Here is a 26,834-nt window from a genome sequence, read left to right as displayed (position 1 = left end):
GCGGGGACGCTCCCGCGATGTCGCTCTGGGTAGTCGTTCGTATTCATAGTGCGGCAGGGGCGTCCGGGGAGGGAAGCGTCGGCCGGGGTGGTCTCGAACGCGGTCGACTTATCGGGCATGCTGAACAGTGGTTCGACGGTGTGGTGTGAGGGGAGCTTCGGTGGACGAGGGCGCGCAGGACCGGGGCCACGGCGCGGCGCCCGGGGCTTCCCCGCAGCTGCGTCTGGACGATCTGCTGGACGGCCTGCAGCGGCAGGTCCACCAGGTGCGGGCGGCCCGCGACCGGATGCGCACCCTGCTGGACGCCGTCCTGGCCGTCGGCTCGGACCTGGACCTCGAGGTCGTGCTGCGCCGCATCGTGGAGTCCGCGGTCGACCTGGTCGACGCCCGGTACGGCGCGCTCGGCGTGCTGGGCGAGGAAGGCACGATCACGCAGTTCATCACCGTCGGCGTCGACGAGGACGTCGTCGCCCGGATCGGGCACTACCCGCGCGGCGAGGGCATCCTCGGCGAGCTCATCCGCCGTCCCGAACCGCTGCGCCTGGCCGACCTGAAGGACCACTCCGCCTCCGTCGGCTTCCCGGACGGCCACCCGCCGATGACGACCTTCCTCGGCGCCCCCGTCCGGGTGCGCGACGAGGTGTTCGGGAACCTGTACCTGACCGACAAGCGGGACGGGGCGGAGTTCGACGCCGACGACGAGGCGGTGCTGCGCACCCTGGCCGCGGCGGCGGGCGTCTCGATCGACAACGCCCGGCTCTACGACGACGCCCGCCGCAGGCAGCAGTGGCTGGCGGCGAGCGACGAGCTCACCCGCAGCCTGCTGGCGGGCCGGGGATCGGCCGAGGTGCTGGCGTCGGTCGCCGCCACCGTCCGCGAGCTGGCCTGCGCCGACCTGGTCGCGCTGGCCGTGCCGGTCGGCGACAGCGGCGAGCTGGTCGTCGAGGTCGCCTCCGGCGCGCGGGAGGAGGAGATCCGCGGCCTGGTGCTGCCGGCCACGACGCTGGCGTCCAAGGTGTTCACCACCGGGGAGACGGTCACCAGCGACGCCGTCGGCGCCGACCTGCGCGCCGAGGGCGGCGGTTCCTCCACGGCCGACCTCGGGCCGGCGTTCTCCGTACCGCTCGGCACCCGCGACCACGTCCGCGGCGTCCTGCTGGTGGCGAACGCGCCCGGCGGGCGGGCCTTCCCGGACGCGGTCGTCGACATGGTCGTCGGCTTCGGCAACCAGGCGGCGCTGACCCTGGAGGTCGCCGAGCACCGCCAGGACGCCGAGCACATGCTCGTCCTCGGCGACCGGGACCGCATCGCCCGCGACCTGCACGACCTGGTCATCCAGCGGCTGTTCGCCGGGGCCCTGACGCTGCAGTCCACGCTCGGGCGCGTCGCCGACCGTCCTCAGGTGGGCGAGCGGATCCAGCGGGTCGTGGACGACCTCGACGACACGATCAAGGTCATCCGCTCCACCATCTACGGCCTGCGGGAGAGCGACCGCGGCGGCGGCGTCGGCCTGCGGGCGAAGCTGGTGACGGCCACCGACCGCGCCGCCGCGGCCCTCGGCTTCACCCCGGCGCTGCGGATGACCGGCCTGCTCGACACGGCCGTGCCCGCCGAGCACGCCGAGCGCCTCCTGGCCGTCCTGGGCGAGGCGCTGTCCAACGCGGCCCGGCACGCGCACGCCACGGCCGTGGACGTCAGCGTCGACGTGAGCGACCGGACCCTCCGGCTACGGGTGACGGACAACGGCCGCGGCATCGACCCCGCCGTCACCAGGCGCAGCGGCCTGGCCAACCTCCGGCAGCGGGCCGAGGAACTGGGAGGGGACTTCGAGGTCTCCCCGAACCGGCCCGGCGGCACGATCCTGACCTGGTCCGTCCCCGTCCCCTCGACCGACGGCTGACCCCCGCCCCAACCAAGCCCCACCACCACGACGCCTGCCCCCAAAACGGCGCACCCCGACCGCCGGACGACCCGACCGCCGGGACGCCCTGACCGCCGGGACGCCCTGACCGCCGGGACGCCCTGACCGCCGGGACGGTCCGAACGCCGGGACGGTCCGAACGCCGGGACGGTCCGAACGCCGGGACGGTCTAAACGGCGGGACGGCCCGAACGGCGGGACGGCCTGGGCCGAGCCCCGCTTTGGGGGGCGGTGCTCGGCTCCTGGGTTGCGGTGATCCGAGTGGGTGAGGGCCACGGCCGTTCCTCGGACGGATCCGGGACGTCCGCCCTCAGGCGGTGGTGCCAGCGGCGCGGTGGTCGTTCCGGCGGCCGGGGCGCGGCGCGCCGCCGGCCTCGGACGCGGCGCTGACGCCGGTGAGGGTGAAGGCCAACGCCGCGGCGGCCACGATCGCGAGCAGGGCGAGACCGGCCGCGTAGGTACTGCGTCTGGCTGGCAGGTCACTCCGCCGTCGGACCTGCACCGCGACCGCCGAACGGGACACCATTGGCTCGGGGTGCGGTCTTCTCATCTGCGTCTGCACGCCGGTCGGGGGAACCGGTACGCGGTTACGGCGCACTGCTTCAAGGAGTCACGTCACCGGACGGATACGCGCATCCCCCGCCTCCACGGGAGCGGCGCGAAGAGGCTTCGTCAAGTCTTTTCCGATCTTGCCGAGACGGTTGACCCTCAAGAGATTCGATCGACCCTACGCTGCACTTTGTGATCATTGGGAGACGTTCTGTGTTGGCGGGTGTGGCCGGGCTCGCGGGGGTGGGCTTCTGTGCCGCGTGTGGTGGAAGCTCCCGGCATAGTGCGAACGTGAGAACCCCCGGCCACGGTTCGGTGGCTGCCGCCGCCGGGGCCGTGCGGCCCGTCCGGTCGCAGCCGGAAGAGATCGCGCACGGCGTGCGAACGGCTCGTGCCGTGGCTTTGACGTTCCACGGGTCCGGTGACCCGGCGCTCGCTCGACGTCTGCTGCGGGAGGTGGACGCGGCGGGCGCGCGCGTCACCGTCATGGCGGTCGGACGATGGCTGGACGAAGAGCCGGGCACGGCGAGGGCGTTCCTGGACAATGGCCACGAACTCGGCAACCACACGCAGAATCACCGCGACATCGACGCGATGTCAGAGGCGGACTCCCACGCCGAGATCGCCCGGTGCGCCGAGCGGCTGAAGAGGCTGACCGGAACGGCGGGGGTCTGGTTCCGTCCGTCGCAGACGCGGCACGCGTCACGACGGGTCCGCGCTCAGGCCGCGACGCTGGGCTATCGCGGCTGTCTGTCCTATGACGTGGACTCGCTGGACTTCACCGATCCCGGTGCGCCGGCCATCACCCGCAAGGTCCTGCGCGAGGTGCGGGGAGGTTCGGTGGTGAGCATGCACCTCGGGCATTCCGGGACGGTCGAGGCGCTACCCGTCCTCCTGGACGGCCTGCGCAGCCGCGGACTGCGGGCCGTCACCGCTTCCGAGCTGATGGGCGCATGAAGAGCCGGTGGATGACCGTGGCCGCCGCAGGAATGCTCGCGGCGGCGTGCTCTTCCGGGAGTTCCGTCGGCCACACCCGCCTCCAAACGCCTGATGAGGCCGCCGCCAAGGTGGCGGACTCACCGCTGGACCTGTACGAACACGACCGGCCCGGGCAGCTCAGCCCTGCGGTGCGCGACCTTCCGGCGCGGGTGTACGTCCCCGACTCGGAGAGCGGCGACGTGATCGTGCTGGACCAGAAGACGTTCAGGCGGGTCGGACGCTTCAAGGTCGGCCTCAGGCCGCAGCACGTCGTACCGTCCTGGGACCTGAGGACTCTGTGGGTCAACGACAACGACTCCAACGATCTCGTCCCGATCGACCCGCGCACCGGAAAGCCCGGCAAGCCGGTGCCGGTCGACGACCCCTACAACATGTACTTCACCCCGGACGGCCGGTTCGCGATCATCATGGCGGAGCGGCTCCAGCGCATCGACTTCCGGGACGCCCACACGATGCGGGTCCACAGGCGCGTGAACGTACCGTGCACCGGTCCCAACCATGCCGACTTCTCGGCGTCCGGGAGCTTCTTCCTCACCGCGTGCGAGTTCTCCGGCGACGTGCTGCGCATGGACACCCACCGGCAGAAGGTCACGGGCGTCGTCAAACTGGCGGACGGCGCGATGCCGCAGGACGTGAAGATCTCTCCCGACGGGAGGACCTTCTACATCGCCGACATGGCGTCCAACGGCGTCTGGAAGATCAACGCGGCGACTTTCCGCACGACCGGCTTCGTCCCGACGGGCAGGGGCGCGCACGGCCTGTACGTGAGCCGCGACTCAAGGACGCTGTATGTGACCAACCGCGGCGAGGGCACGATCTCGCTCATCTCGTTCAAGACGGAGCGGGTCACGCATCGCTGGAGGCTGCCCGGCGGCGGCTCGCCGGACATGGGCGGGATCTCGGCGGACGGCAAGGTGCTGTGGCTGTCGGGCCGCTACAACTCCGAGGTGTACGCGATCTCCACGTCCACCGGACGGCTGATCCGCCGGATCAGAGTCGGGGACGGCCCGCACGGCCTGTCGGTGTTCCCGCAGCCCGGCCGCTACTCCCTCGGCCACACCGGGGTCCTCCGCTGAGCAGTCCGGTCGGCGGGGGGAGCGACCAACGCCCCTACTGCGGGCGGGCCGCGTCAAATCCACCGAACCGGCGACGCGCTGGCCGGCGTACAGGGGCGACCTGATGACCACGGCCAGGGGGACAGCCAACAGGGCAACGGCGACCAGGGCAGCGGTGAGGGTGACTCACGCCACGCGCTGGCTCATGCCCCCATGGTGCGGCGGCTCGGCCGGGTGCGCGGGATGCGGTCCACGCTTTGCCATCGTCTAACCCTCGGCGAGCAGGCTGTTGACCAGCCGATTCCTAGCGTGGATGTCATGATCGTCCGCTCTGGGGCTCCTTGGAGGGCAGTGGCCATGGCAGCACATGCGCGGACATGTGAGGTCGTCGCACTGGCGCTCATCGCGGTGGTGACCGTGGGCTGTGCCGGTTCCGGCCCGACGAGGACAGCACCGCCGGCTTCCTCCGCGCGCGGCGGCAACGGCCAGCCCGCCCCGGCGCCCACCGAGTCCAATCCGCCCGGTGACATTCCCGACAACCAGGTGTATGTCGTTTACCGCCCAACCGGTGGAGCCTTCACCGGTTTCACGGTGAAGGTGCCCGAGGGCTGGGCCCGCTCCGAGCAGGGGAGCAGCACGGTGTTCACGGACAAGCTGAACACCGTGAGGATCACGGCGGTCACCTCCTCCACGGCGCCTACGACCGGCTCGGTCACCAACACGGTCATCCCGCAGCTGCGCTCTCAGGTGCCGAGGTTCGCCGCGCCGAAGGTGTCGGAGGTGACCCGGCACGCCGGCCCTGTCGTCCTGCTGACCTATCAGGGTGACTCGGCGAAGGACCCGGTCACCGGCAAGGTGGTGCGCGACGCGTTCGAGCGATACGCCTTCTACCGGTCCGGCCATGAGGTGGATCTGACGCTGTCCGGCCCGGTCAACGCCGACAACGTCGACCCGTGGCGCATCGTCAGCGACTCCTTCGCCTGGCGGTGAGACCGCTGCCCGCCTCCCGGCTGGATGAGGACGCCCTGGCCGCCCGCGAGCTGTATCGCTTCTACCGGGCCGGTGAGGAGGAGATCCTTGCGCTGCGCGGGGTGTCGCTGCGGGTGCGGCGGGGCGAGACCGTCGCGGTCGTGGGGCCCTCAGGTGCGGGCAAGTCGACCCTGCTGGCGTGTCTGGCGGGGATAGACGAGCCCTCCGGCGGCGAGGTTCGTGTGGGCGGTGTGCGGATCAGCCACCGGCCCGAGACCGAGCGGGCCCGGCTGCGCGCCCGGCACATCGGCGTACTGCTGCAGACCCGCAATCTGCTGCCGCACCTGAGCGTGCGGGACAACGTCCGCCTGCCCCAGCAGGCCATGGGTCGTAAGCCCGCCGTTTCCGTCAAAGAGCTCCTGGGTCAGGTGGGACTCGGTGACCGGGGGCACGCCCTGCCCTTGCAGCTGTCCGGCGGAGAGCTGGCCAGGGCCGGGCTGGCCGTCGCGCTGGCCAACTCGCCCGACGTGCTGCTGGCCGACGAGCCGACCGGTGAACTGGACGGTGACACGGAGCAGCTGGTGCTCACCATGCTGCGGGACCGGGCCGCGCAGGGGTGCGCGGTGCTGATCGTGACGCACAGCGCCGAAGTCGTCCGCAGCGCGGACCGCGTGATCACGCTGGACGACGGAAGGGTCGCCGACGCCTCGGCCCCAGACCGGAGCCCGCTGCGGCAGGAGGCTCACGATGACACGCGATGAGGTGCTCGTCGCCTGCACCGACGCGGCCCTGACCTTCGGCCGGGACACGCAGGCGGTCGTGGCGGTGCACGGCGCCAACCTGGAGATCGGGTCCGGCGACCGGCTCGCGGTCGTCGGCCCCTCCGGGTCCGGGAAGAGTTCCCTGCTGCACCTGCTGGCGGGACTCGAGCAGCCCACCAGCGGCACGGTGACCCGGGCCGCCTCCCTGGGCCCGTACGACATCGGTCTGGTCTTCCAGGGCGACAGCCTGATCCCGGCCCTGAACGTGGCCGAGAACACGGCTCTCCCCCTGGTCCTCGCCGACCGGCCGGAGGACGAGGCGCGGCAGGCCGCCCTGGCGGCGCTCGCCCTGGTCGACGCGGCCGACCTGGCCGACCGCCTGCCCGAGGAGATCTCCGGCGGTCAGGCCCAGCGGGTGGCCGTCGCCCGGGTGCTGGCCCAGTCCCCACGCCTGATCCTCGCGGACGAACCCACCGGCCGCCTCGACCACACCACCGGCGCCCGCGTCCTGGACGCCCTGCTGACCGCCGCAGACCACACCGGTGCCGGCCTCGTCGTCACCACCCACGACCCGGCCATCGCCACCCGGCTCACCACCCGGCGCACCATGCGGGACGGCCGGCTGCTCGCACCCGAGGAAGTGCCGTGATCACCGCGTGGGCCGCCGGCCTGGCCCGCCATCGCACCGGACGCCTGCTGGCCGCAGTGGCCGGCGTCGCACTCGCGGTCGCCCTCGTCGCCGCGCTGGGGTCCTTCCTCACGGCGTCGAAGGCGACCATGACCCAGCGCGCCGTGCGCTCGGTCGCGGTCGACTGGCAGGTCCAGGTGCAGCCCGGCGCCGACCCCGGCACGGTGATGTCCCTGGTCCGCCAGGCACCCGGCACCCGCGCCGCGCTGCTGGTCGGCTACGCCCACACCACCGGGTTGACCGCCCGCGTGCAGGGCAGCACCCAGAGCACCGGCCCTGGCATGGCCCTCGGCCTGCCCGAGGGCTACCGCCGGCTGTTCCCCGACGCCATCCGCACGCTGTCGGGCTCCCCGACCGGCGTCCTGCTGGCCCAGCAGACCGCCTCCAACCTGCACGCAGCCCCCGGTGACACCATCGGCGTCCGCCTCCCCGGCGCCGGGCTGAAGCAGGTGAGGGTGGACGGCGTGGTCGACCTGCCCCAGGCCGACTCCCTCTTCCAGACCGTCGGCGCCCCCAGCCAGTCCCAGCCCACGGCCCCGCCGGACAACGTCGTCCTCCTGCCCGCCGCCCGGTTCACCGCGCTCACGCGGGGCGCCACTGCGGTCACCGCGCAGATCCACGTGGCCCGTGACGACGCCCGGCTGCCCGCCGATCCGGCCGCCGCCTTCACCGCCGTCACCGGCGCCGCCCACAACCTGGAGGCTCGCTCGGCGGGCGCGGCGCTGGTCGGCAACAACGTCGGCGCCGCCCTCGACTCCGCCCGCCAGGACGCCCTGTACGCCCAGATCCTCTTCCTCTTCCTCGGCGTGCCCGGCGCCGTCCTCGCCGCCGCGCTGACCGCCGCGGTCGCCTCCGCCGGCGGTGAGCGCCGCCGTCAGGAGCAGGGCCTGCTGCGGCTGCGCGGCCTGCGCCCCCGCCAGATCACCGCCCTCGCGGTCCTCGAAGCGGCCCTGATCGGTCTCGTCGGCGGCCTGGCCGGATTGGGTATCGCCGCACTGACCGGCCGCCTCGCTTTCGGCCAAGCTTCTTTCGGGGCGAGCGCGGGCACCCGGGCCGCCTGGTACGGCATCGCCTTCGCCCTCGGCGCAGCCGTGGCCGCCGGGGCCGTTCTGATTCCAGCCCTGCGCGACCTGCGCAGGGTGACCGTCGCCGAGACCCGCAAGGAGTCCGGCGCCCGCAGCACCCGCAGCCCGTGGTGGATGCGCTACGGCCTGGACTTCATCTTGCTGGTCGGCTCCTGGTTCATCTTCCGCGCCTCCTCCGGCAACCAGTACGCCCTCGTCCTCGCCCCGGAGGGCGTGCCCAGCATCTCCGTGTCGTACTGGGCCTTCCTCGGCCCGGCCCTGTTGTGGATCGGTTCCGCCCTGCTGGTCTGGCGGCTCACCCTGCTCACCCTCGCCCACGGCCGCCCCGCCCTGGCCCGGCTGGCTCGCCCGCTCACCGCGACCCTGGCAGGCACCACGGCCGCCACCCTCGCCCGGCGCCGCCGCCCGCTCGCCCGCTCGATCGTGCTGCTCGCCCTCGCCGTGTCCTTCGCGGTGTCCACCGCTGTCTTCAACGCCACCTACCAGCAGCAAGCCGAGGTCGACGCCCGGCTGACCAACGGTGCCGACGTCACGGTCACCGAACCGCCCGGCGCCCACGTCCCTCCCGCCGCAGGATCCGCCCTGAAGATCTCCGGCGTCCGGCACGCCGAACCGATCCAGCACCGCTTCGCGTACGTCGGCTCCGACCTGCAGGACCTCTACGGCGTCCGCCCCGGCACCATCGCGAAGGCCACGTCACTCCAGGACGCCTACTTCGCCGGCGGCACCGCACACCAGCTCATGCAAAAGCTGGCCCAGCGTCCGGACAACCTGCTGGTCAGCGTGGAGACCGTCAACGACTTCCAGCTCTCCCCGGGCGACACTGTCAACCTGCGCATCCAGGACGCCCGCACCAAGGCCCTGCGCACGGTCCCCTTCCACTACGCCGGAATCGCCAAGGAATTCCCCACCGCCCCCAAGGACAGCTTCTTCGTCGCCAACGCCTCCTACATCGCAAGAGCGACCGGCAGCGACGCGGTCGGCGCCTTCCTCCTCGACACCGGCGGCACCCACCAGAAGCAGATCGCCGCACAACTGCGCCACCAGCTCGGCACCAGCGCCACCGTCACCGACCTCACCCAGACCCGCGGCACCGTCGGCACCAGCCTGACCTCCGTCGACCTCGCCGGACTCACCCGCATCGAACTCGCCTTCGCGGTCCTGCTGGCCGCCGGAGCGGGCGGACTCGTCCTCGCCCTCGGCCTCGCCGAACGCCGCCGCACCTTCGCCATCGCCACCGTCCTCGGCGCCAAAAGCCGGCAGCTGCGCGGCATGGTCCTCACCGAAGCCCTCCTCCTGGCCACGGCCGGCCTGGCCGGAGGCGCCCTCATCGGCTGGGCCCTGTCCGAAATGCTGGTCAAGGTGCTGACCGGAGTCTTCGACCCACCGCCGACGAGCCTGTCGGTCCCCGGCTCCTACCTGGTGCTCACCGCGCTCGCCGCTCTGCTCGCCATCCTGGCGGCCGCGCTGAACGGAATCCGGCGCACCAAGCGCCCGGCCGTGGAGGAGCTGCGTGACCTGTGAGCGCTCCGCCTTCGCCGACCGAGCCGATCCTCGCGCGTGCTCCCACGCTGTCGACCAAGCGTACGCCCGCCGCACCGGACCGCATCCGCAGCCGTGTCCTCGTCACCGAAGACGACGACATCATCGGCCGCCATCTGGAAACCGGCCTGCACAGCAACGGCTACGCGCCCGCCTGGAGCCGCATCGGCACAAGCGGCCTGGCCGAAGCCGCCCGCACGCCCGACGATGCCGTCCTGCTGGACCTCGGTCCGCCCGACATGGACGGCCTCGATGTGGCCCGCGCCCTGCGCCCCACGCGGCGACCCTCCGGGGAAGAAAGTGCTGGTAGGCGGTCTGTTGGGTGCAGGTGTGTGGCCGTGAGTTGCGGAACCTGACGGTTGGTGGCCAAGAACTGGCGGTGTGTGGCCAGTGAGATCGGCGGCCGGCGGACGTGTCGTTGGTGGCGGGCGTCTGGGATCCATCGACCCCGTCACGGTGGGTGCCGTCAGGCCTTGGCGAGTTCCTTGATGATCCAGGTGCAGAGGTCTTCGGTCGCTCCGGCGTGGAGCCCGTCGGATTCGGCGAACTTGAAGTCGTCGAACGGGCGGGCAGGGTCGGTGAGCGTGTTGAAGAGGGTGTCGCTGTCCCATGGCTTGTCGATCTTGAGGCCACCATCGGGCCATCGGTGATCACGCCTCCTCCGGCGGACTGGCCGGCGGTGGAGAGGACGTTCGGTCTGCGCTTCCCGGCGGACTACAAGCGACTGTCCGACCGATACGAGGCATGGCCTCCATGCGAACCGGCCCGGCGGTAGTCATGAGGGCAACGGCGCGTTTTGGACATCCCGCTCTGCCGGAACGAGGAGTTCGTGTCGTGCAACCTGGGCGCTCGATGACCCAAGCGACATTAGGAGCTACCGAGAGTCACATTGGGTGGTGTGTCCACGGGTGCTCTGCCCCGGGACGTGGTGAGAGGTACCCGGCCCCGGCCGGGTGCCTCGATCACCGGAGATCCTGGCGGTGACGGACCTCCGCTGCTGTGACCCTGGCCCCAGGGACGGTCACGTAAGGTCAGCGGGTGGCATTCATCGTGGTGTGCGAGGACGACGCGGCTGTTCGCGACGTCCTCAAAAGGGTGCTTGAGCACGACGGCCATACCGTCTCGGTGGCTGCCACAGCGGACAGCCTGCTGGGGAATGTTGGGCCGGTCCCTGATCTGGTCGTCCTGGACCTGGGGCTCCCCGACGCCGATGGCCGCGACGTCTGTGTGGCGCTGCGGGCCCGCGGTGTCGACGCGCCGGTGCTGATGCTGACCGCTCTGGACGGCATGCATCACAAGGTGAGCGGCTTCGAGGCCGGCGCCGATGACTACGTCACCAAGCCGTTCGGCGTTCCGGAACTGCTGGTGCGGGTACGCGCCCTGCTGCGCAGAACGGCCGTTGCCCCCTCGCCGACCGGTGTTGTTCTGGATCCGGCGAAACATGTCGTGACCTGTGGTTCAGGGAGCGAGAGCCTGACGCCGACCGAGTTCCGGTTGTTGGGCAGGCTGATCGCCTCGCGGGGCGAGGCGGTGCGCCGCCATGCCCTTGTCGCGGCCGGTTGGCCGCATGGCGCGCAGGTCAGCGACAACACCCTGGACTCCTTCGTGCGCCGTCTGCGGACCAAGCTCGGCACGCTGGACGCGTCCGACCATCTGGTGACGGTCCGCGGGGTGGGTTATCGGTGGGAGTGACGGGATTTCGTGGGAGGGTCGTCACGCTCACGGTGGTGATCTCGACAGTGGTGGTCGCGGTGCTCGTGGTGGTCTCGCACGTGTTGCTGAATCGGGTGACCGACGCCGACTCGCTGGATCTGGCGCATACACGCGCGGATGCGGTCGCGGCGAACGTCACGGTGCGCGGCGGCCGCGTCGTGATGACCGAGAACGGCAACGAGGCCCTGGACACGGTCTCGTGGGTGTACGCCGACGAGCGTCTCATCGACGGGATCGTGCCTGACGGTGGCCTTGACCGCGTCGAGGCGCTGGCCGGTTCTCCGCGGTCCCAGACCGTCACGGTCGGTGACCACCTGCTGTATTCCCTGCCGGTCCCGATCCAAGGCCGCCATGTGATGGTGGTCGCGAGCGTGGATCTGAGGCCCTACCAGGCGTCGGTGCGGCGTGGCCTGGCGATGTCGCTCATCTTGGGCGGCCTGTCGATCCTGCTCGCGGGCGCTGTCGCCTACCTTGCGGTGCGCCGGGCGCTGCGGGTGGTCCACGACATGGCCGCGCTCGCCGACGACTGGGGCGATCACGAACCTGGCCGCCGGTTCGACCTCGGCGAGCCTCGCGATGAGTTCGGGGAGCTCGGACGCACACTCGACCGCCTCCTGGAACGTGTCGAGGCCGCGCTCGCCGACGAGCGCCGGCTCACCGACGAGATAGCCCACGAGCTGCGGACGCCCATGACCGTCCTGCGGGGAGAGGCTCAGCTGGCGCAGTTGTCCGGCCGTGAACTGGCACCCGAATCGGTTCTGCGGGAAGTCGACCGTCTGGGCGCGGCGGTCACCACGATCCTGAGCGCCGCTCGGCCGCGGACCGGCGGCGGTACCCGCTGCGACCTCAGGGCGGCGGCACGGCTGGCGATCGCCGGACGCTCCATCGACCTGTCCGTTCCGGACGGCATCGACGTCGCCGTGACGGGCGAACTCGTCGTGGCCGTACTGTCGCCCCTGCTGGACAACAGCCTGCGGCACGCGGCCTCCCACGCCCGAGTCACGGCGCGTGTCCAGCCCCGGTGCGTCGTGATCGAGGTCCTCGACGACGGCCCGGGATTCGACCCGGCCGAGCTCGACCGCGTCTTCGAGGCCGGCGTCACCGGCGGCGACGGGCATGGGCTCGGACTGGCCGTGGCCAGGCGTCTCGCCGCCTCCGCCGGAGCGGAGGTCCACGCGATCGCCGATGGTCACGGCCGCGTCGAGGTGACCTTCCCCCTGCCACAGCCGACCCTGTAGTCAGGTTATAGGCAGGTATGGCGGTCCAGCCTCTCCGCATGACAACGACAACCGCCGTGCGCACCCGGCGCACGCGACCCTTGCTCAACAAGGTTCCCGAGGTCACCGTCTGGTTCTGGGTGATCAAGATCCTCTGCACGACCGTCGGTGAGAGCTTCGCCGACTGGATCAACACGCGGCTGGGCGTCGGCCTGGTGAACACGGCCTTGATCTTCACGGCCGTCTTCGTCGTGGTGCTGACCGTCCAGCTGCGGCTGAAGCGATACGTCCCGTTCGCGTACTGGCTCACCGTGGTCGTCGTCAGCGTCACCGGCACGCTCTACACCGACATCCTGACCGACCAGCTCAACGTGCCGCTGTGGATCAGCTCCGCGGCGTTCTCGGCCCTGCTCGCCGCGGTCTTCGGCGCGTGGTGGCTGCGCGAGCGCACCCTGTCGATCCACACGATCACGACCCTGCCCCGTGAGTCGTTCTACTGGCTCACCGTTCTGGTCACCTTCGCGCTCGGCACCGCCACCGGCGACTGGACCCTCGACCTCACCGGCTGGAGCCCCGGCGTCTCGGTCCTGCTCCCGCTCGGCCTCATCGCCTCGATCACGCTGTTGTGGAAGTTCGGCGCGAACCCGGTGCTGTCCTTCTGGCTCGCCTACATCCTGACCCGCCCGCTGGGCGCCAACATCGGCGACTGGCTCGCCTCCCCGAAGGTCGCCGAGTCCCCGGGCGACCCGACGGGCCTGGCCCTGGGCACCCTCACCACCAGCGTGATCTTCCTCGGACTGATCCTGGCGACCGTCCTCTACCTCACCGCCACCCGCTCCGACGTCACCGAGAGCCGCATCACCCCGGATCACGAGGCCGCGCATGGTCTCCACACCCCCGGCGATCCGCGCAGGGAGCGCGTCGCGCTGGCGGGCTTCGGTGTTCTCGCCGTCGCCACCGCGGTCCTGCTGATCTGGGCGCACGGACAGCCGCATGCCACCCCGGCGCCGGAGGGCGACGCGGCCCCGACCGTCCAGCTCCCCCCTGGCCAGGCCGTGAAGAAGTTCCCTCCAGCCAAGATCCACGCGCTGAAGGCACGCGCGTCGACCGCGCTCAAGGACGTGCGGGCGGGCAACACGGCGGGGGCGCACACGGCCGCGAAATCACTGCGTGATCTCTGGGACGCCGACGAAGCCTCCCTGCGGCCCCTGGACGGCACCGGCTGGACGTTCATCGACGCGCAGATGGACCAGGTCCTGAAGACCTTCGGCATCGACCACTCCAACCCGCCGATGGCACCGGCGAAGCAGGAAGCCGAACTCGCCACCCTCCTCACCGATCTGCGTTGACACACCGGCTCAGCATCGGAATCCCTACCGGGAACACAGACTGACCCGCAACACAGTGGCCGGCATCGCACGCGGTAGCGACCAGGCCCGATGCGGGCCACCGGACAACCACCGAGCAGCCACAGAGGAAAAGTGGGGTGAAACGACGCTGGGCGAACGCGGCAATTTCGCGTTCGCCCAGGTCAGGTGGGGACTCGAACCCACAATCTACGGATCAAGAGCGCCCAGATACTCCCACAACGGGTGTTTTCAAGCCGAATCGTTCCGGTGTGTCCGTCCGCGTCCGCTCTGCGTGTCGGCCGCTACTCCTGGCTGACGCCAGGTACCGAAACCCCCGAGCAGCCACCGAGCAACCACGATCGTCCGGGCTGTAGTCATGCAGGTTCGGTCGGTGACCGTATCCCCCGGAGGGTCTGTCTCTCCGGCATATGTCGGAGAGACAGACTCGAACCGAGGCGCAATGGGTAGAAACCAACGGCGGAGGCACCAGAAAACCCGATCAAGATCAGATGACGTGATCGGCTTGGCGGACTGATCCACGAATACGCGCAGGTCGCATAGGGTGACACAATTTTCGGCACCGACAGGCCGGCATGTCGCTGGTCCGGGCTCGGGCTCTCTCAGGTCGATCCTTCGAGGGCCGATGAGATACCGAGCAGACGGGCCGCGTTGCCGCCGAAGATCCGGTGAAGGTCGGGCTCTGGCATGTTCATCTCGTGGCAGATCCGCATCTGATCGGCGAGGTAGCGGTAGCAGTAGCCGCGGGGAAACCACGAAGAGTCGCTGCCGAAGATGATCCGGTCGGGACCGATCGTCTCGTAGCAGCGGCGGAACAGGTCCTCCAGGGTGAGCCGGTAGGGCATCCAGCGCACCCACTGGTTGGATCCGGACGTGTCCACGCACACGTTCGGGCAGGCCCAGCAGAGGAACAGCATCTGCTGCACGTGCTGCACGCCGAAGTGCGGCACCACGAACGTGACGCCCGGATGCCGCTTGGCGACCGGCTCCAGCCACGCCGGCTCGATGTGCGCGTTGTGCGCGATCCCGCCGCTGGACCCGCAGTGTCCGAAGTGGATCAGCACGGGGATGTCGTGGCGGGCGGCGACCCGCCACACCGGGTCTGCGGCCGGGTCGTCGATCCGGTGCGGCAGCAGCGGGGCGAACAGTTTCAGGCCACGCAGCCCGAGCACGGTGACCGCGTGCTCGAGCCGCTCCGCCGCGTCGGGGGCGGTCAGGTCGGTCAGATTGGCCATCCCGGAGAACCGCTCGGGCGCCCTGGCCACCAGCTGCCCGACCCGCTCGTCGCCGCAGCCGGTGACGAAGGCCGCGTGCGCGATCTGGTAGCGGTCCAGCTCGGCCAGCCAGAGATCGGCCTCCGACTCCCAGCCACGCTCGGCGTCCGGCTTCGGGTCCGGGAAGTCCCAGGCCCGCCGCCAGCGCCGGGACTGCTCGGCCACCTGTTCGCGTCTCCTGCGCTCCGCCAGCTCGTCGTGGTCGGCACAGTGGAACTGGCCGCCGGCCAGATCCCGGGTGGCCGCGTCATTCTCAATCTGGAAGTGCAGGTGGAAGTCGATGATCGGGATGCCCTGCACGGCCATGGTCACGATGCCGTCGCCCCCTGGAGCACCTCGTCCGGAGTGAACGTACGGTCGTGCGAGGGCTTGCTGATCACGGTGGCGGCGACGCTGCTCGCGTACTCCACCGCCGCTTCCGGCTCGGCGCCGCCGGCGAGCCGGTGCAGCAGCCCCGCGTTGAACGCGTCGCCTGCCCCGGTCGAGTCGCGCACCTGTACGTTCACCGCTGCGTGAGCGGTCACCGGCTGCCCCGGCCTGGCGAGCAGCGCACCGCGAGCACCGCACTTGACGACGACGATGGCTCCCGTGGTGTCCGCGACCTCCCGCGCCGCCGCCTCGACCGACGAGTGCCCGGTCAGTGTCCGGATTTCGTCGTCATTGGGCAGGAACACGTCCACGTGCCGGAGCAGGGCCAGCACGTCGGCGCGGGTCTCCGGCGGCCACCCACCCGGATCCCATCCGGTGTCCAGCGCGGTGCGAGCCCCCGCGGCCCTGGCCCGGTCGAGCAGCGTACGGGCCGGCGCGCCCTGGATGCCGGGCAGCAGGAAGTACCCGGACAGCAGCACGAACGCCGCGGGCAGCACATCCTCCGGGACCGCGTCGGCGTCGAGGTCTGCCATGGCGCCGAGCGAGGACAGGAACGCGCGGTCCCGCCCAGGCGATTCCACGGCGACCGTCACCCCGGTGTGCTTTCCCGGCATCCGGGCCAGGCGAGTGTGCAGGCCGGGGATGTCGAGCTGCCGCCGCAGCAGGTGCGCGGTGTCATCGTCGCCGAGCAGACCGGCCAGCACGGTGGACCGGCCGAGCCTGGCCAGGGTGATGGCGGTGTTGGCCGCCGAGCCTCCCGTACGCAGGGCGATGGGCGGCACGATCCGTTCAGTGCCGGGCTCGGGCAGGTCGGCCACTCCGGACATCAGCACGTCCAGGTTGACGTTGCCGACGACTGTGATCCGGGAGCCCGCGGGCGCCTTGTCCACAGAGGCGCTCACTGGTCGGTTCCGGCCAGGCGGCCGTCCACCGCGGCACGCAGCGCGTCCTCGGCCTGCCGCAGCGCGAGGCGCCGCTCGGCGAACTCGTCGGACAGCGACCGCGCCGCCTCGGCCACTCCGGCAGCCGTACGTCGCACCGCGTCGCGGCCCGGGCCACCGACCTGGGGCCGGTCCAGGACGCGTTCCGGCCGCAGCCCCGCGTCCAGCGCGGCTCGTACCGCCGTGCCGTCGGCATCGCCCAATCCGGCTTCCTCGATCGCCTTGGCGACCAGGTCTTCCGTCCACTGCGCGGGCGGCGCCTTGCGGACCAGCGCGCCGACCACGGAGTGCGCGCCGCGCCACGGGATGCCGGCGCTGGCGAGGGCCTCCGCGATGGCGGTCGTGGTCGCGCCGGTGGTCACCACGTCCTCTGGCGCCGGCGGCGTCAGCGGCGTGATCTCGCTGAGCAGGCCGCGCATCAGGGTGAGGAAGCGCAGCGCCCGGTCGTTGGCCCGCCACAGGTGCTTCTGCACGTCGGTGGTGGCGTTGTTGGAGTCCTCGTACCAGGCGGCGCCGACGTTGTTCAGGGTGGCGGCGAGGTCGGCCGCGGCGGCACCGGCCATCGAGCACATGTGCTCCAGCACCACCGGGTTCTTCTTCTGCGGCATGATGCTGGACCCCTGGCAGTACGCCTCAGGGGTGACGATCCACTGCCAGGTCATCCAGTCCAGCATGGTCCGGGCCATCCGGGCACCGGTGGCCAGGACGCGGGCCTGCACCGTGGCCGCGCGGACCAGGTGCTCGGCTCCGGCCACCGCCTCGTAGCTGGAGGTGAAGCTCGTGCGGAAGCCGAGCAGGGTGGTCAGCCGGTCGACGGAGATGGGAAGATCGGTGCCGGCGAACGCGCAGGAGCCGAGCGGGTTGACGTTCAGCTCGTCATAGACCGAGAGCATCTCCCTGACCTGGCTGACCAGTGCCTCGCCGTAGCCGGCCAGGACGTGGCCGAGGCTGGTCGGCTGCGCGGGCCGGCGATGGGTGAGGCCGATGATCAGCACGTCGGCGTACCGGCCGGCCTGCTCCGCGGCGATCTCGGCGGCGGCGCAGGCCTGCGCCGCCTGCTCCAGCACCGCGTCGCGCAGCACCATGCGGAACACACCGGCGTCCAGGTCGTTGCGCGACCGTGCCAGTTGAACGTCCAGCTCGGACTGCTTGATGCCGGCGGCCTTGGCCAGCCGCTGCTCGGTCAGGTAGTAGACGTCCTCGACGCTGCCGTCGAAGGCCAGCTCGTCGTCCTCGGCGCTGAGCAGCGTACGCAGGCCGCCGAGCAGGCGACCGGCGCGGTCGGCCGGCAGCAGCCCCTGCTCGGCGAGCATGACCACGTGCGCGAGGCTGGCATGCAGCATCGGCCGGTACAGCTGCGGCGCGGATTCCTCGAAGGCCACCCGCAGGTGGTTGTCCCAGTAGACGGACAGGGGCATCTCAAACACTCTCTTCGTAAGTTCAGGGCCAGGTCAGGAGGGCTTGACGGCCGGGGCGCGTCGCCGCCGCCGTCGGCGGCCCGGGCCGTCCTCAAGCCGGCGGGAGGCGAACAGGACGAACAGGATGAGCACGATCTGCAGGCTGCCGAAGGCGGCCGCGGTGCCGAATTCCGAGGAGTAGATCCGGTTGTAGATCTCCACCGACATCGGGACCGTGCCGGGCGGATAGATCACCACCGAGGCGACGTACTCGCCGACGCCGTCCACGAACGCCAGCAGCGCACCGGCCATCACGCCACGCAGCACCAGCGGGAACGTCACCGTACGCAGCACGCGCACCGGGCCGGCGCCGAGGTTGCGGGCGGCCTCCTCCAGGGTGGGGTCGAGCTGCTCGAGCGAGGCGCCGGTGGAGCGGAACACCAGCGGCACGAACCGTACGAAGTACGCCACCGGCAGGATCCACAGCGTGCCGACCAGCGTGAGGCCCAGGTTGGCCGCGCTCGGTTCGTTGAACGTGGTGACCAGGTTGACACCGATGACGGTGCCGGGCAGCGCCCAGGGCAGCATGATGACCACGTCCAGCGTCCAGCGGCCGGCCAGCTTCCAGCGGGCGACCACCCAGGCCGCCGCCGCACCCACCAGAATCGCCGCCAGGGTGGCCATCAGGCTCGTCTGGACGCTTACCGAGACCGGCATCAGGCTCTTCGGGTCGGTGAAGATCCGCTGGTAGTTGGCTGCTGTGTACTCCGGCGGGAGCACCTGGGTCGTCCACGCGCCGTCCACCGAGAAGGACACCAGCACGATCACCAGGACGGGCGCCATCAGCACGATGGTGAGCAGCAGGCTGCCGATCCCGGCCGCGACCCTGGCCGCCCCGGAGGACAGGCCCCGCCGGACCGCGGCGGATCCCTTGGACAGGCTGCGGTGGACTCGCCGGCCCTGGTACCAGCGCATGGCCACGAGGAAGACGATGGACACCAGCGACAACGCGGTCGCCTGGGTCGCGGCCAAAGCCTCGTTGCCGGACGTGCGCGCCGAGACGATCTCCATGGTCAGCGTCTGCACGTTGTACAGCTGCGGCGCGGTGAACGACGCCATCGACATCATGAAGGTGAGCAGCGCGCCGGACACCAGTGCCGGGGTGAGCATCGGCAGCAGAACGGTTCGCCACACCCGCAGCCGCCCGGCGCCGAGGTTGGTCGCGGCCTCCTCCAGTGAGGCGTCCTGACCGGCCAGAGCGGCCGAAACGGACAGGTAGAAGTAGGGGTACATGGTGAACGCGTGCACCAGGATGACCCCGGACACGCCACCGATCGAGCTGCTGGCGGGACTCAGCCCCGTAAGGGAATGCAGTGTCCGCGGCACGATCCCGGTCTCGCTGTAGAGCAGGACGAACGCCACCGCACCGATCAGCGGGGGCAGCGCCATCGGCAGCACCGCGAACACTGAGAGCAGGCGCCGCCCGGGGAACTCGAAGCGGGTCAGGAGCACGGCGAGGAACGTTCCAAGGGCGCCGCAGAACAGCACGGACGCCAGTGAGATGCCCACCGACAGCAGCAACGCGTGCCCGGAGGCGCCGGAGAGCAGGCTGCGGTAGTTGTCGGCGAACCCGGCGCCCCCGGCGGAGCTGCGTGCCGTGGTGAGCATCGGGATGAGTACGAGGAACACCAGGATGGCCACGACCGGCAGCGCCAGCACGTAGACGAACCGGTCGGAGTCGCGGGCCGGGAGCCGCCGCGTACGCGGTGCCGCGGCCGCCGACGGCGGAGTGGTGACGGTACTCATCGAGCCACCAGCCACGCGTGCCCCGGTTCCGCGCGTACACCCACGGTGTCACCGGGCCGGGGCAGCGCGGCGGAGTCCGCCACGGTGATCGACAGCTTCAGCCCGCCGGAATCCACCTCGACCTGGTTACTCGCTCCGGTGAACTCCACCGCATGCACCACCGCGTCCAGCATTCCGCTGCCGGGCTCGGTCAGCCGCAGGTTCTCCGGCCGGACCGACACGGCGACCTCGTCGGTCGTCGCCATGTCGGCCGGGCGGGCGGCCTCGATCGTGGCACCGCCCGGCAACCTCACCACGGCGGTCTCCCCGGAACCGTCCACCACCTTGGCGTCCAGTACGTTGCTCCGCCCGATGAACCGGGCGACGAACGCGGTGGCGGGACGGTTGTAGATCTCCCGGGGAGTGCCGATCTGGTGCAGGCGGCCGGCGTCCAGCACCGCGATCCGGTCACTCATCGCCATCGCCTCGGCCTGATCGTGCGTCACATAAACGCTGGTGATCTGGGCCTCCCGCTGGGCACGGCGGATCTCCGTCCTGGTCTCCTCCCGCAACTTGGCGTCCAGGTTGGACAGCGGCTCGTCGAGGAGCAGCACGTCCGGGGAGATCACCAGCGCCCGGGCCAACGCGACTCGCTGCTGCTGACCACCGGAGAGCTGTTCGATGCGCCGGTCGGCGTACCGCCCAAGCCCCACCGACTCCAGCGCCCGCGCCACCCGCTGGTCGCGTTCCGGCTTGCGTACCTTGCGGGTGACCAGGCCGTACGCGACGTTCTGAGCGACGTTGAGGTGCGGGAACAAGGCGTAGTTCTGAAACACCATGCCGGTGCCGCGCTTGTTCGGCGGGCTCGAGGTGACGTCACGATCGCCGAACAGGATGCGCCCGGTGGTGGGCGCGACGAATCCGGCGATCATCCGCAGGGTGGTCGACTTGCCACAGCCCGACGGCCCCAGCAGGGTGAAGAACTCACCCGACGCGATGGTCACGTCGATGTCGTTGACCACGGTGTTGTTCGCGCCGTAGCGCTTGCCGACGTGGTCGAGGCGAACGGAACTCATCTACCTATGCCTCAGCCCTTGTTCTTGATGGCGGCGCTCCAGTGGGAGATCCAGTCCGTCTCCTTGGACGCGGCGAGGTCCCAGTCCACCGGCATCTCATGCAGCTTCAGCGGGGCCAGCCAGCTCGGCTCGGAGGCCCCCTGAACGGTCGGGATCTGGAACCACTCCTCGGCGAGCTTCTTCTGCTCGTCCTTGCCGAGCAGGAACTTCAGGAACGCGTCGGCGCCCTTGGAGTTCGGGCCCTTCGCGACCTTGGCGACACCGTCCACCAGCTGCGGCACGCCCGACGCCGGGGAGACCACGCTGAACGGCGCGTTGCTCTTCTTCTTCTGCAGCATCGCGTCCTGCAGGTTCCACACCGTCAGCGGCGCTTCCTGCCGCTGAATGCGCAGGTAAAGGTCGGTCGGGTTGGCCGCGTAGACCTTGGTGTTGGCGTCCAGCCTGCGCAGCCAGTCATAGCCCGCCGCCGGGTCGCCGCCCTTGCTCTTGCGCGCGATCATCGCGGAGTAGATGCTGCGCATGGTCCCGGACGCGGCCACGTCCCGAATGATGATCTTGTTCTTGAACTCGGGCTTGATCAGGTCGTCCCAGTCCTTCGGGGCCTGCTCGGGCTTGAGCATCTTGTCGTTGTAGAAGATGACCTCGTCCAGCAGCATTTCGCCGACCCAGCGGCCCTGCGGGTCGCGGTACTTCGCCGGGATGCTGTTCGTCACCTCGGCGGGGGCTTCGGAGACGAGCCCGGCGTTCGTGGCCTGGACGAACTGCTGCCGCGTGCCGCCCCACCAGATGTCCGCCTGCGGGCGGCCCTTCTCCGCGGTGACGCGTTCGAGCGCTTCCTGGGCGCCCAGGGTGAGCAGCCGGACCTTGCCCTTGTAGTCGGGGTTGGCCTTCTCAAAGGCGTCCACGACGCCCTGGGCCAGCTCCTTGTCCCGAGCGGTGTAGATGGTCAGGCTCGACTTGTCCGAGCTGCTGATGCCGCAACCGGCAGTGGCAGCGCCGAGCGTGAGCACGCTCGCCATGAGCAGAACGATCTTGCGCAATTTGGTCATTCCTTCGTGACAGGGGGCTGCGCACTGATCACAGCCGACAACAACGTGGGCGACACCGCGCCCATATCCAGGGCGTGCGCCCCGAGCTCCGCGAACACGACCTCCGGAGCGGACGGCGCGGACGAGCGGACCATCGCGCGAAGCTCGGTGAGCCCATCCGCGCCCAGTTGGGTGGCCGCACCGGCGAAGACCACGCGTGCCGGATTGACCACACAAGAACAGACGATCGCCGCGAATGCCCAGGCCTCGATGACACTCCGGCGCAGGGCGGCGACGGCCGGTTCGCTCGCCCGCCGAGCGAGCTCGGCGACGGGTTCCTCCGGCATCCGTCCGCCCAGTTCGAACAGCGCGGCGCCGATGCCGGGAACGCTCCAACGCCGCTCGAACCGGCCACGCCCACCGCTGTGCGGCTCCGGCGGCAGTCCGGCGGGCAGGAAGCCGATCTCGCCGGCGAACCCGGCCGCGCCCCGGCACAGCGCCCCGTCATTGACCAGTGCGGCGCCGATGCCGTACCCGACATAGATCAGCACCAGGTCGTCGACGTTCGCGGCGGCGCCACGCTCTCGCTCGCCCAGCGCGATCAGGTTGACGTCGTTCTCCGTCTGCACCGGGAGGCCGAGTCGTTCGCTGAGCATGCTGGTCAGCGAGCCCTCGCCGAGCGCGTGCAGCACGGGCGAGAGAGCCACCGCGCCTTCGGCGGTGGCCACGCCCGGGACCGAGAACACCACGCGGCTGGGAGCGGGCCCGTCCGCGTCCTGGATCGCCTCGGAGATCAGGGTGGCCAGCCCCGTGAGCGGGTCGGCGGCGTCGACCCGCCTGGTGTGCTCCTGGTGCAGCTCGCCGGCCAGGTCCACGACGGCGACGCGGGCCCGCTCGCCTTCCAGCGACACGGTGACCAGCGTCTCGGCGGCCGGGTTGAACGCGAGCAGTCGGGGCCGGCGGCCTCCGGAGGAGTCCCCGGTGCCGACCTGGATGATGTGCCCGCTGTTCATCAGATCGCGCACGATCTCGGTCAGTGAGGACGGGCGATACCCGGTGAGGTCGGCGAGGTCGGTGCGGGACACCGGACCGTGTGTGCGCAGCGCCGTCAGCACCGCATCGGTCCGGATCCGACGCAGTGCTTCATGCCCGGTTGGTGCCGAACGTCCGACTGCTCTAGAAGGCATGGCGTACTTCTTACTCCATCCGAAGTAAGTTTGCCTAGTGTTCAGCCTGTGCCGGACCAAAATCGGGTCGGGGTGTTGACCTGTGCACTCTCGCTGGAGGCCGAGCGTGCACAGCGCTGGAGGATCTGCGCGAGCTGACCGCACAGCTTCGGGTGGTGTTCGTGGCCTATGCCAGCAACCCCAACGGGGGATCTTGAACATCAAGTGGGGTGACGCAGGTGATGGTGGAGGGGCTGGCCTGCCGAGGGCTGCTGCGGCCCGGTGGGTAGATGCGCACCGATGTCACGTGGGCACTGGCGGCGATCCGGAACCTGAATCGGCTGGAGTTGGTCACCGAGACCATGCGCGCGGCCCCGGAGGCCGTGGCGGTCGCCGCCTGCGGCTGGCTGTCCGGGGACCAGCTCCCTGGGGGGGCGGGGGCAGCACGCCAGGGACTACCGGCTGCAGCGCGGCCTGCCCGAGCGGGACGGCCGACCACATCCACGGTCAAGCAGGTACGCGCGGAGTTGGCGCAGGTTAGGTCAGGCCCGGACGGCCCCACGCGACCCCGAGCGGGCCAGGACGCGCTGACCTGGTGGTACGCGCTGACCGAGGCCGGATAGGCCGGCCATCTTGCTCGCCTTTCCGGGACGCGGCGGACAGGAGAGGCCGGAGACGCACCTCGCGCACGATATCCATGGGGTATTGCGCCGTTGTTGGGGGACCCGTAGCGGCCACTCCCCTGGGCTGTCGGCGGCGGTGGTGATGCGGCTGGTCTGTCGATCGGGTACTGCACCGGACTTGCCGGAAATCTTCCGTCCGAGCGCGCGGGCAACTACGATTTGATGCCAAGACCCCTCTCCCCGGGAGTTGGCCATGCCTCAGGGCGCTGACGACTGCTCGAAGTTGTTCTGCAAGGCCGCCAAATTGCCGAACTCGCCCCGTTGTCTCTTTCATGCCGCATCCGCGGCCCGCGAGGAATACTTCGCCGGACTTCGCCCGGGCGCCGATATGAACCATCGCGGTACAGCCTTTAGTGTGGCACTACTGCAAAGCCTCAGTTCGGCTACTGGTCCACGTGTGGGGAACGTCAATTTCGAGGGAGCCTCCTTTCGTGGACCCGCTAACTTCTCGAAGTTCACATTCGAAGGCCAGGCAAACTTCAGCGGTGCGCACTTCAGGCATGGAGTGAGTTTTCGAGAGGTGCGGTTCGAGGAGGCGGTGAATTTCGACGGCGCAACCTTCCTGCAAAATGATCAGAGCAACGATCGGCACTATATGTACACCCTGGCCGACAATTTCGCTGCGAACTTCACCCTGGCCCGTTTCGTGAAGGAAGTGACCTTCCGTCGCGCGGACTTCGGGGTGCTCTGCGTTACCGTGCCGCACATCGGTAAGTGGGTGTCGACCTGGATCGGATTCAATGAGGTGGTTTTCGGTGGCGCCGTGATCTTTGACGGCTCCACCATCAAGGCGACACTTCGGGGGAGAGGTGCAACTTTCAAGGATAAGGCACTCTTCCGATCCTGTGAATTCCATGGACCGGTGGAATTCAATGATGCAAAATTTGAGTGGGGACTCCATCTTGAGGCGTCGATGTTCAAAACGGGAGGAACTTTCAAGAATGCCAAGATCTACAACGGCTTTCATGTGGAAGGGGCCTGGGCTCCGTATGACTGGCCTGTGGATCTCAAGGGAGGCTTTTACGAACACCGGATGCTCGGTTTTGGTGATGACCTCCGGGGTGGCGGGGATTACAGGCGCTGACAAGGTGCTCGCGCGTCCGGTGCGGGTGATGGCGGGCCCGCCCGCAGCACATGCTGGGAGGTCATGCACGCAAAGCAGAGGGTATCCAGACCCACCCGCCTGAGTACCCCCGGGACCAGCATGGATTCCGCCGGCGTAACGTCACCCTGCCCGGACCTCGGCGCCAACGGGTTCTCCCGCGCTCCAGTCGGTCCCTCCTCCGCCGAGCGTCGATGCCGTCGGCCCGTCTCACCCTGCTCCGGTGATGGGCTGGCCTCCAAGGTCCTTGGCCGCCAAGGTGCGGGAATTTCTTGCTCTGCCCCCCAGTGGGGTGGTTGATCGGGTGCCTGCCTGGCGGCGCCGAACCATCCTTCGCAGTTGTCGTTCAGCGACGCGGACGCCTCGATCGTGTCGGCGGGACGGTCGCCCAGCAACGCCCGCCACAGGATTCCAGCCGCCGCCGAGCTGTCTGGAGCTCATGCCTACGTCGCCGATCATGGAATGACGGTGATCTGGGAGGATGGCGAGTCTGGCTTCAAAGCCGACCACTGGCAACCCTGCTGTTAGGGCCTTTTCCTGGTCGCGGCGCTAGTCGGAGGCTTGGGTAGGGAAAATGGTGCGGAATTCAGGGTCGAGGACTCGAAGTCCGTTCCCTGCCCGGCTGACTAGCGCGAGGCTGCTTCTTGCCACGGCGCCTTCTGCGCTTCGCAGCCGCTGGCAGGTGCCGGAAGCCGTTCGAACGCAAGGAGGCTGTCTCTATGGCCAAACATGCTCAAATACCGTCATCCCAGTGTCATCAAGAGTCGGAAGCGCCTGCTGGTTCGGCCGTCCTGATGAGGGTGAGCTCGGGGCGGGTGTCGTTTTCACCGAGAAGTTTGCGGACGCGTGGGACTCGCCATTGGAGTTCGTCTGCGAGCTTGTTCTGGGTCCTTGCTGCTGGGCGAGGGCGAAGGCTCTGGCGAGCAAGCAGGGGGTCTCACCGGGATAGTGGGTGACGGGCTCGGCGACGATGAGGCCGAGCTTCTTCATTTGCTCGATGCGTTGGTGGCCGCGGCGTGCGGTGGCCTCGGACAGCAAACCGAGCTCACGAGTCCGATAGGGCAGAGACTTCAGAGATACACCCCAGGCGAGACTGAGCTCGGTGAGGGCGGGGAAGTCCAGGCGACTGGGCAGCAGCGGCCCGATGGAGGCTGCGGGCGTGAGCATTTCGGCGGCGAAGGCATCGATCCGAGGCGTCTAGCCGGGCGTAGGGCCGGCCGAGCGCAAAGAAGCCGATCGGCACCTCCAGCACTTCCGCAACCCGCGTCAGGTGATCGGGGCGCGGTGGGGTGGTGCTGGACTCCCACTGGCCGACCGCGGCTGCTTTGACACCCACGTGCTGCGCCAGAGCCGTTTTGGTCAACCCGGCCAGCTGGCGCGCCTGCGTCAGCCGTGCCGGGTCGAACATCGCTGCCACGTCCACAGCCATCGGGTTAGGGCCGCTGGTGGTCAGCAGGCGCAGTTGTTCAGTGCTGCTCATCGGTCCCGGTCTCGGTGATGCCCGTGTGCTGGTCCTGCTGTTCGCTGTCGACTTCCGACAAAGGCGGACGTAGTGACAGGTCGATGTCGTTCATCGGGGCGCTGTCGAAGCGCGCGGCTGCCGGAGTTGCTCCTCCGGTCGGCCCACTCGGCAGTACGGGGCCGACCGCGCCCGTCGCTGTCCCACCCGGAGCCTCGCCTGCCGCCGGTCCGGAGGTTAGCGGCAGTACCTCATCGTGGGACAAGTTCAGATGGCCGTCTTCATCTGCCAGGGTGGCGTCACCCCACTTGATGTTCAAGATCCCGCCGTTGGGGTTGCTGGCATAGGCCACGAACACCACCCGAACCTGTGCGGTCAGCTCGCGTAGATCCTCCAGCGCTTGAGCACGCTCGGCCTCCAGTTGCTCATCGGGGACCGAGGCCGTCTCCAGGGTCATCTGCTCGGGGGCGTCGTCCGCAGTCTCGGCTAGGGCCTGTCCGGTGGATCATGTGTTGATCCAGAGGAGTGTGCTGACCAGGGTGAGTGCTGCCTGGTAGTTGCGGGCGAGTTTGTCGTAGCGGGTGGCGATGCCTCGCCATTGCTTGAGTCGGCCGATGCAGCGTTCGACGACGTTGCGGCGCCGGTAGAGGGCCGGGTCGAAGGTGGGTGGGCGTCCGCCGCGGGTGCCT

Annotated in this window: 23 protein-coding genes; 12 read left to right on the top strand and 11 right to left on the bottom strand. The window is 69.8% G+C overall.

The window, feature by feature from the left end; translation table 11 throughout:
• The first annotated feature begins 160 nt into the window (after positions 1–160).
• Complete coding sequence (locus P696_RS0104675; protein WP_245627504.1) at positions 161–1,900, top strand: sensor histidine kinase; 1,740 nt, start codon at positions 161–163, stop codon at positions 1,898–1,900.
• A gap of 330 nt (positions 1,901–2,230) precedes the next feature.
• On the opposite strand, the gene P696_RS0104670 is transcribed toward P696_RS0104675, so the two are convergent.
• The gene (locus P696_RS0104670; RefSeq protein ID WP_026411406.1) at positions 2,231–2,446 is read right to left on the bottom strand and encodes a hypothetical protein; all 216 of its coding nucleotides are present in this window, start codon (positions 2,444–2,446) and stop codon (positions 2,231–2,233) included.
• Between the two features lie 314 nt (positions 2,447–2,760).
• Here P696_RS0104670 and P696_RS0104665 point away from each other — a divergent pair, with 314 nt between their 5' ends.
• The 10 genes from P696_RS0104665 (at position 2,761) to P696_RS0104620 (ending at position 13,847) form a co-directional block, all read left to right on the top strand.
• Positions 2,761–3,426, top strand: a complete 666-nt coding sequence (locus P696_RS0104665) for a polysaccharide deacetylase family protein (RefSeq protein WP_211245636.1) — start codon at positions 2,761–2,763, stop codon at positions 3,424–3,426.
• On the top strand, positions 3,423–4,544 hold the full coding sequence (locus tag P696_RS43315; protein ID WP_051466854.1) for a YncE family protein: 1,122 nt from the start codon (positions 3,423–3,425) through the stop codon (positions 4,542–4,544). Before P696_RS0104665 ends, P696_RS43315 begins: the two co-directional genes overlap by 4 nt.
• 192 nt (positions 4,545–4,736) lie before the next feature.
• The gene (locus P696_RS0104655) at positions 4,737–5,513 is read left to right on the top strand and encodes a hypothetical protein (protein ID WP_211245635.1); all 777 of its coding nucleotides are present in this window, start codon (positions 4,737–4,739) and stop codon (positions 5,511–5,513) included.
• On the top strand, positions 5,477–6,253 hold the full coding sequence (locus tag P696_RS0104650) for an ABC transporter ATP-binding protein (RefSeq protein ID WP_211245634.1): 777 nt from the start codon (positions 5,477–5,479) through the stop codon (positions 6,251–6,253). Before P696_RS0104655 ends, P696_RS0104650 begins: the two co-directional genes overlap by 37 nt.
• A complete protein-coding gene (locus tag P696_RS0104645) occupies positions 6,240–6,902 on the top strand; it encodes an ABC transporter ATP-binding protein (protein ID WP_026411402.1) in 663 nt (220 codons plus the stop codon). The genes P696_RS0104650 and P696_RS0104645 overlap by 14 nt, the downstream gene beginning before the upstream one ends.
• Positions 6,899–9,550 carry an FtsX-like permease family protein gene (locus P696_RS0104640; protein WP_026411401.1) on the top strand — a complete coding sequence of 884 codons (2,652 nt, stop codon included), beginning with the start codon at positions 6,899–6,901 and terminating at the stop codon, positions 9,548–9,550. The genes P696_RS0104645 and P696_RS0104640 overlap by 4 nt, the downstream gene beginning before the upstream one ends.
• A complete protein-coding gene (locus tag P696_RS0104635; protein ID WP_026411400.1) occupies positions 9,547–9,924 on the top strand; it encodes a response regulator in 378 nt (125 codons plus the stop codon). The genes P696_RS0104640 and P696_RS0104635 overlap by 4 nt, the downstream gene beginning before the upstream one ends.
• A 682-nt stretch (positions 9,925–10,606) precedes the next feature.
• Entirely contained in the window at positions 10,607–11,260 is a 654-nt protein-coding gene (locus P696_RS0104630) for a response regulator transcription factor (protein WP_026411399.1), read from the top strand.
• Between the two features lie 35 nt (positions 11,261–11,295).
• Positions 11,296–12,519, top strand: coding sequence for a sensor histidine kinase (locus P696_RS0104625; RefSeq protein WP_211245633.1), 1,224 nt, complete (start codon positions 11,296–11,298; stop codon positions 12,517–12,519).
• 38 nt (positions 12,520–12,557) lie between these two features.
• Positions 12,558–13,847 carry a COG4705 family protein gene (locus P696_RS0104620; RefSeq protein WP_026411397.1) on the top strand — a complete coding sequence of 430 codons (1,290 nt, stop codon included), beginning with the start codon at positions 12,558–12,560 and terminating at the stop codon, positions 13,845–13,847.
• A gap of 620 nt (positions 13,848–14,467) precedes the next feature.
• Here P696_RS0104620 and P696_RS0104615 read toward each other — a convergent pair.
• Genes P696_RS0104615 through P696_RS0104585 form a run of 7 tightly spaced genes read right to left on the bottom strand, consistent with a single transcriptional unit; the run spans position 14,468 to position 22,850 of the window.
• Positions 14,468–15,445, bottom strand: coding sequence for an amidohydrolase family protein (locus P696_RS0104615; RefSeq protein ID WP_034483274.1), 978 nt, complete (start codon positions 15,443–15,445; stop codon positions 14,468–14,470).
• A gap of 2 nt (positions 15,446–15,447) precedes the next feature.
• Positions 15,448–16,410 (bottom strand): carbohydrate kinase family protein, encoded by a 963-nt coding sequence (locus tag P696_RS0104610; protein WP_211245631.1) that lies wholly within the window; start codon positions 16,408–16,410, stop codon positions 15,448–15,450.
• A complete protein-coding gene (locus tag P696_RS0104605; RefSeq protein WP_026411394.1) occupies positions 16,407–17,867 on the bottom strand; it encodes a lyase family protein in 1,461 nt (486 codons plus the stop codon). The genes P696_RS0104610 and P696_RS0104605 overlap by 4 nt, the downstream gene beginning before the upstream one ends.
• Positions 17,868–17,900: 33 nt before the next feature.
• On the bottom strand, positions 17,901–19,652 hold the full coding sequence (locus P696_RS0104600; RefSeq protein WP_026411393.1) for an ABC transporter permease: 1,752 nt from the start codon (positions 19,650–19,652) through the stop codon (positions 17,901–17,903).
• Positions 19,649–20,707 (bottom strand): ABC transporter ATP-binding protein, encoded by a 1,059-nt coding sequence (locus tag P696_RS0104595; protein WP_026411392.1) that lies wholly within the window; start codon positions 20,705–20,707, stop codon positions 19,649–19,651. The genes P696_RS0104600 and P696_RS0104595 overlap by 4 nt, the downstream gene beginning before the upstream one ends.
• Before the next feature lie 11 nt (positions 20,708–20,718).
• Positions 20,719–21,747, bottom strand: coding sequence for an extracellular solute-binding protein (locus P696_RS0104590; RefSeq protein WP_026411391.1), 1,029 nt, complete (start codon positions 21,745–21,747; stop codon positions 20,719–20,721).
• A gap of 5 nt (positions 21,748–21,752) precedes the next feature.
• On the bottom strand, positions 21,753–22,850 hold the full coding sequence (locus P696_RS0104585; protein WP_211245630.1) for an ROK family transcriptional regulator: 1,098 nt from the start codon (positions 22,848–22,850) through the stop codon (positions 21,753–21,755).
• Positions 22,851–23,777: 927 nt separating this feature from the next.
• Between P696_RS0104585 and P696_RS53980 the strand changes: the two genes are divergently transcribed.
• Positions 23,778–24,668: a pentapeptide repeat-containing protein gene (locus P696_RS53980; protein WP_084336824.1), complete on the top strand. Its 891-nt coding sequence runs from the start codon at positions 23,778–23,780 to the stop codon at positions 24,666–24,668.
• Positions 24,669–25,731: 1,063 nt separating this feature from the next.
• Here the strand turns inward: P696_RS53980 and P696_RS59200 are convergent.
• The 3 genes from P696_RS59200 to P696_RS0104565 form a co-directional block, all read right to left on the bottom strand.
• A complete protein-coding gene (locus P696_RS59200; protein ID WP_425394135.1) occupies positions 25,732–26,094 on the bottom strand; it encodes a helix-turn-helix domain-containing protein in 363 nt (120 codons plus the stop codon).
• Positions 26,095–26,152: 58 nt separating this feature from the next.
• On the bottom strand, positions 26,153–26,602 hold the full coding sequence (locus tag P696_RS43305; protein ID WP_051466852.1) for a hypothetical protein: 450 nt from the start codon (positions 26,600–26,602) through the stop codon (positions 26,153–26,155).
• Positions 26,603–26,650: 48 nt separating this feature from the next.
• Positions 26,651–26,834 (bottom strand): IS5/IS1182 family transposase (locus tag P696_RS0104565; RefSeq protein WP_026411388.1); only part of this gene is annotated, 184 nt, incomplete at its 5' end.

The organism is Actinomadura oligospora ATCC 43269 (genome assembly GCF_000518265.1).
In the GTDB taxonomy this organism is placed as follows: domain Bacteria; phylum Actinomycetota; class Actinomycetes; order Streptosporangiales; family Streptosporangiaceae; genus Spirillospora; species Spirillospora oligospora.
This window is presented reverse-complemented; position numbering and strand designations above follow the sequence as displayed.

Coding starts and splice junctions, on each gene's coding strand:
- P696_RS0104670 (WP_026411406.1), bottom strand. CDS start 2,446: ATGGTGTCCCGTTCGGCGGTCGCGGTGCAGGTCCGACGGCGGAGTGAC.
- P696_RS43315 (WP_051466854.1), top strand. CDS start 3,423: ATGAAGAGCCGGTGGATGACCGTGGCCGCCGCAGGAATGCTCGCGGCG.
- P696_RS0104655 (WP_211245635.1), top strand. CDS start 4,737: ATGGTGCGGCGGCTCGGCCGGGTGCGCGGGATGCGGTCCACGCTTTGC.
- P696_RS0104645 (WP_026411402.1), top strand. CDS start 6,240: ATGACACGCGATGAGGTGCTCGTCGCCTGCACCGACGCGGCCCTGACC.
- P696_RS0104620 (WP_026411397.1), top strand. CDS start 12,558: ATGACAACGACAACCGCCGTGCGCACCCGGCGCACGCGACCCTTGCTC.
- P696_RS0104615 (WP_034483274.1), bottom strand. CDS start 15,445: ATGGCCGTGCAGGGCATCCCGATCATCGACTTCCACCTGCACTTCCAG.
- P696_RS0104605 (WP_026411394.1), bottom strand. CDS start 17,867: ATGCCCCTGTCCGTCTACTGGGACAACCACCTGCGGGTGGCCTTCGAG.
- P696_RS0104600 (WP_026411393.1), bottom strand. CDS start 19,652: ATGAGTACCGTCACCACTCCGCCGTCGGCGGCCGCGGCACCGCGTACG.
- P696_RS0104595 (WP_026411392.1), bottom strand. CDS start 20,707: ATGAGTTCCGTTCGCCTCGACCACGTCGGCAAGCGCTACGGCGCGAAC.
- P696_RS53980 (WP_084336824.1), top strand. CDS start 23,778: ATGCCTCAGGGCGCTGACGACTGCTCGAAGTTGTTCTGCAAGGCCGCC.
- P696_RS59200 (WP_425394135.1), bottom strand. CDS start 26,094: ATGTTCGACCCGGCACGGCTGACGCAGGCGCGCCAGCTGGCCGGGTTG.
- P696_RS43305 (WP_051466852.1), bottom strand. CDS start 26,602: ATGACCCTGGAGACGGCCTCGGTCCCCGATGAGCAACTGGAGGCCGAG.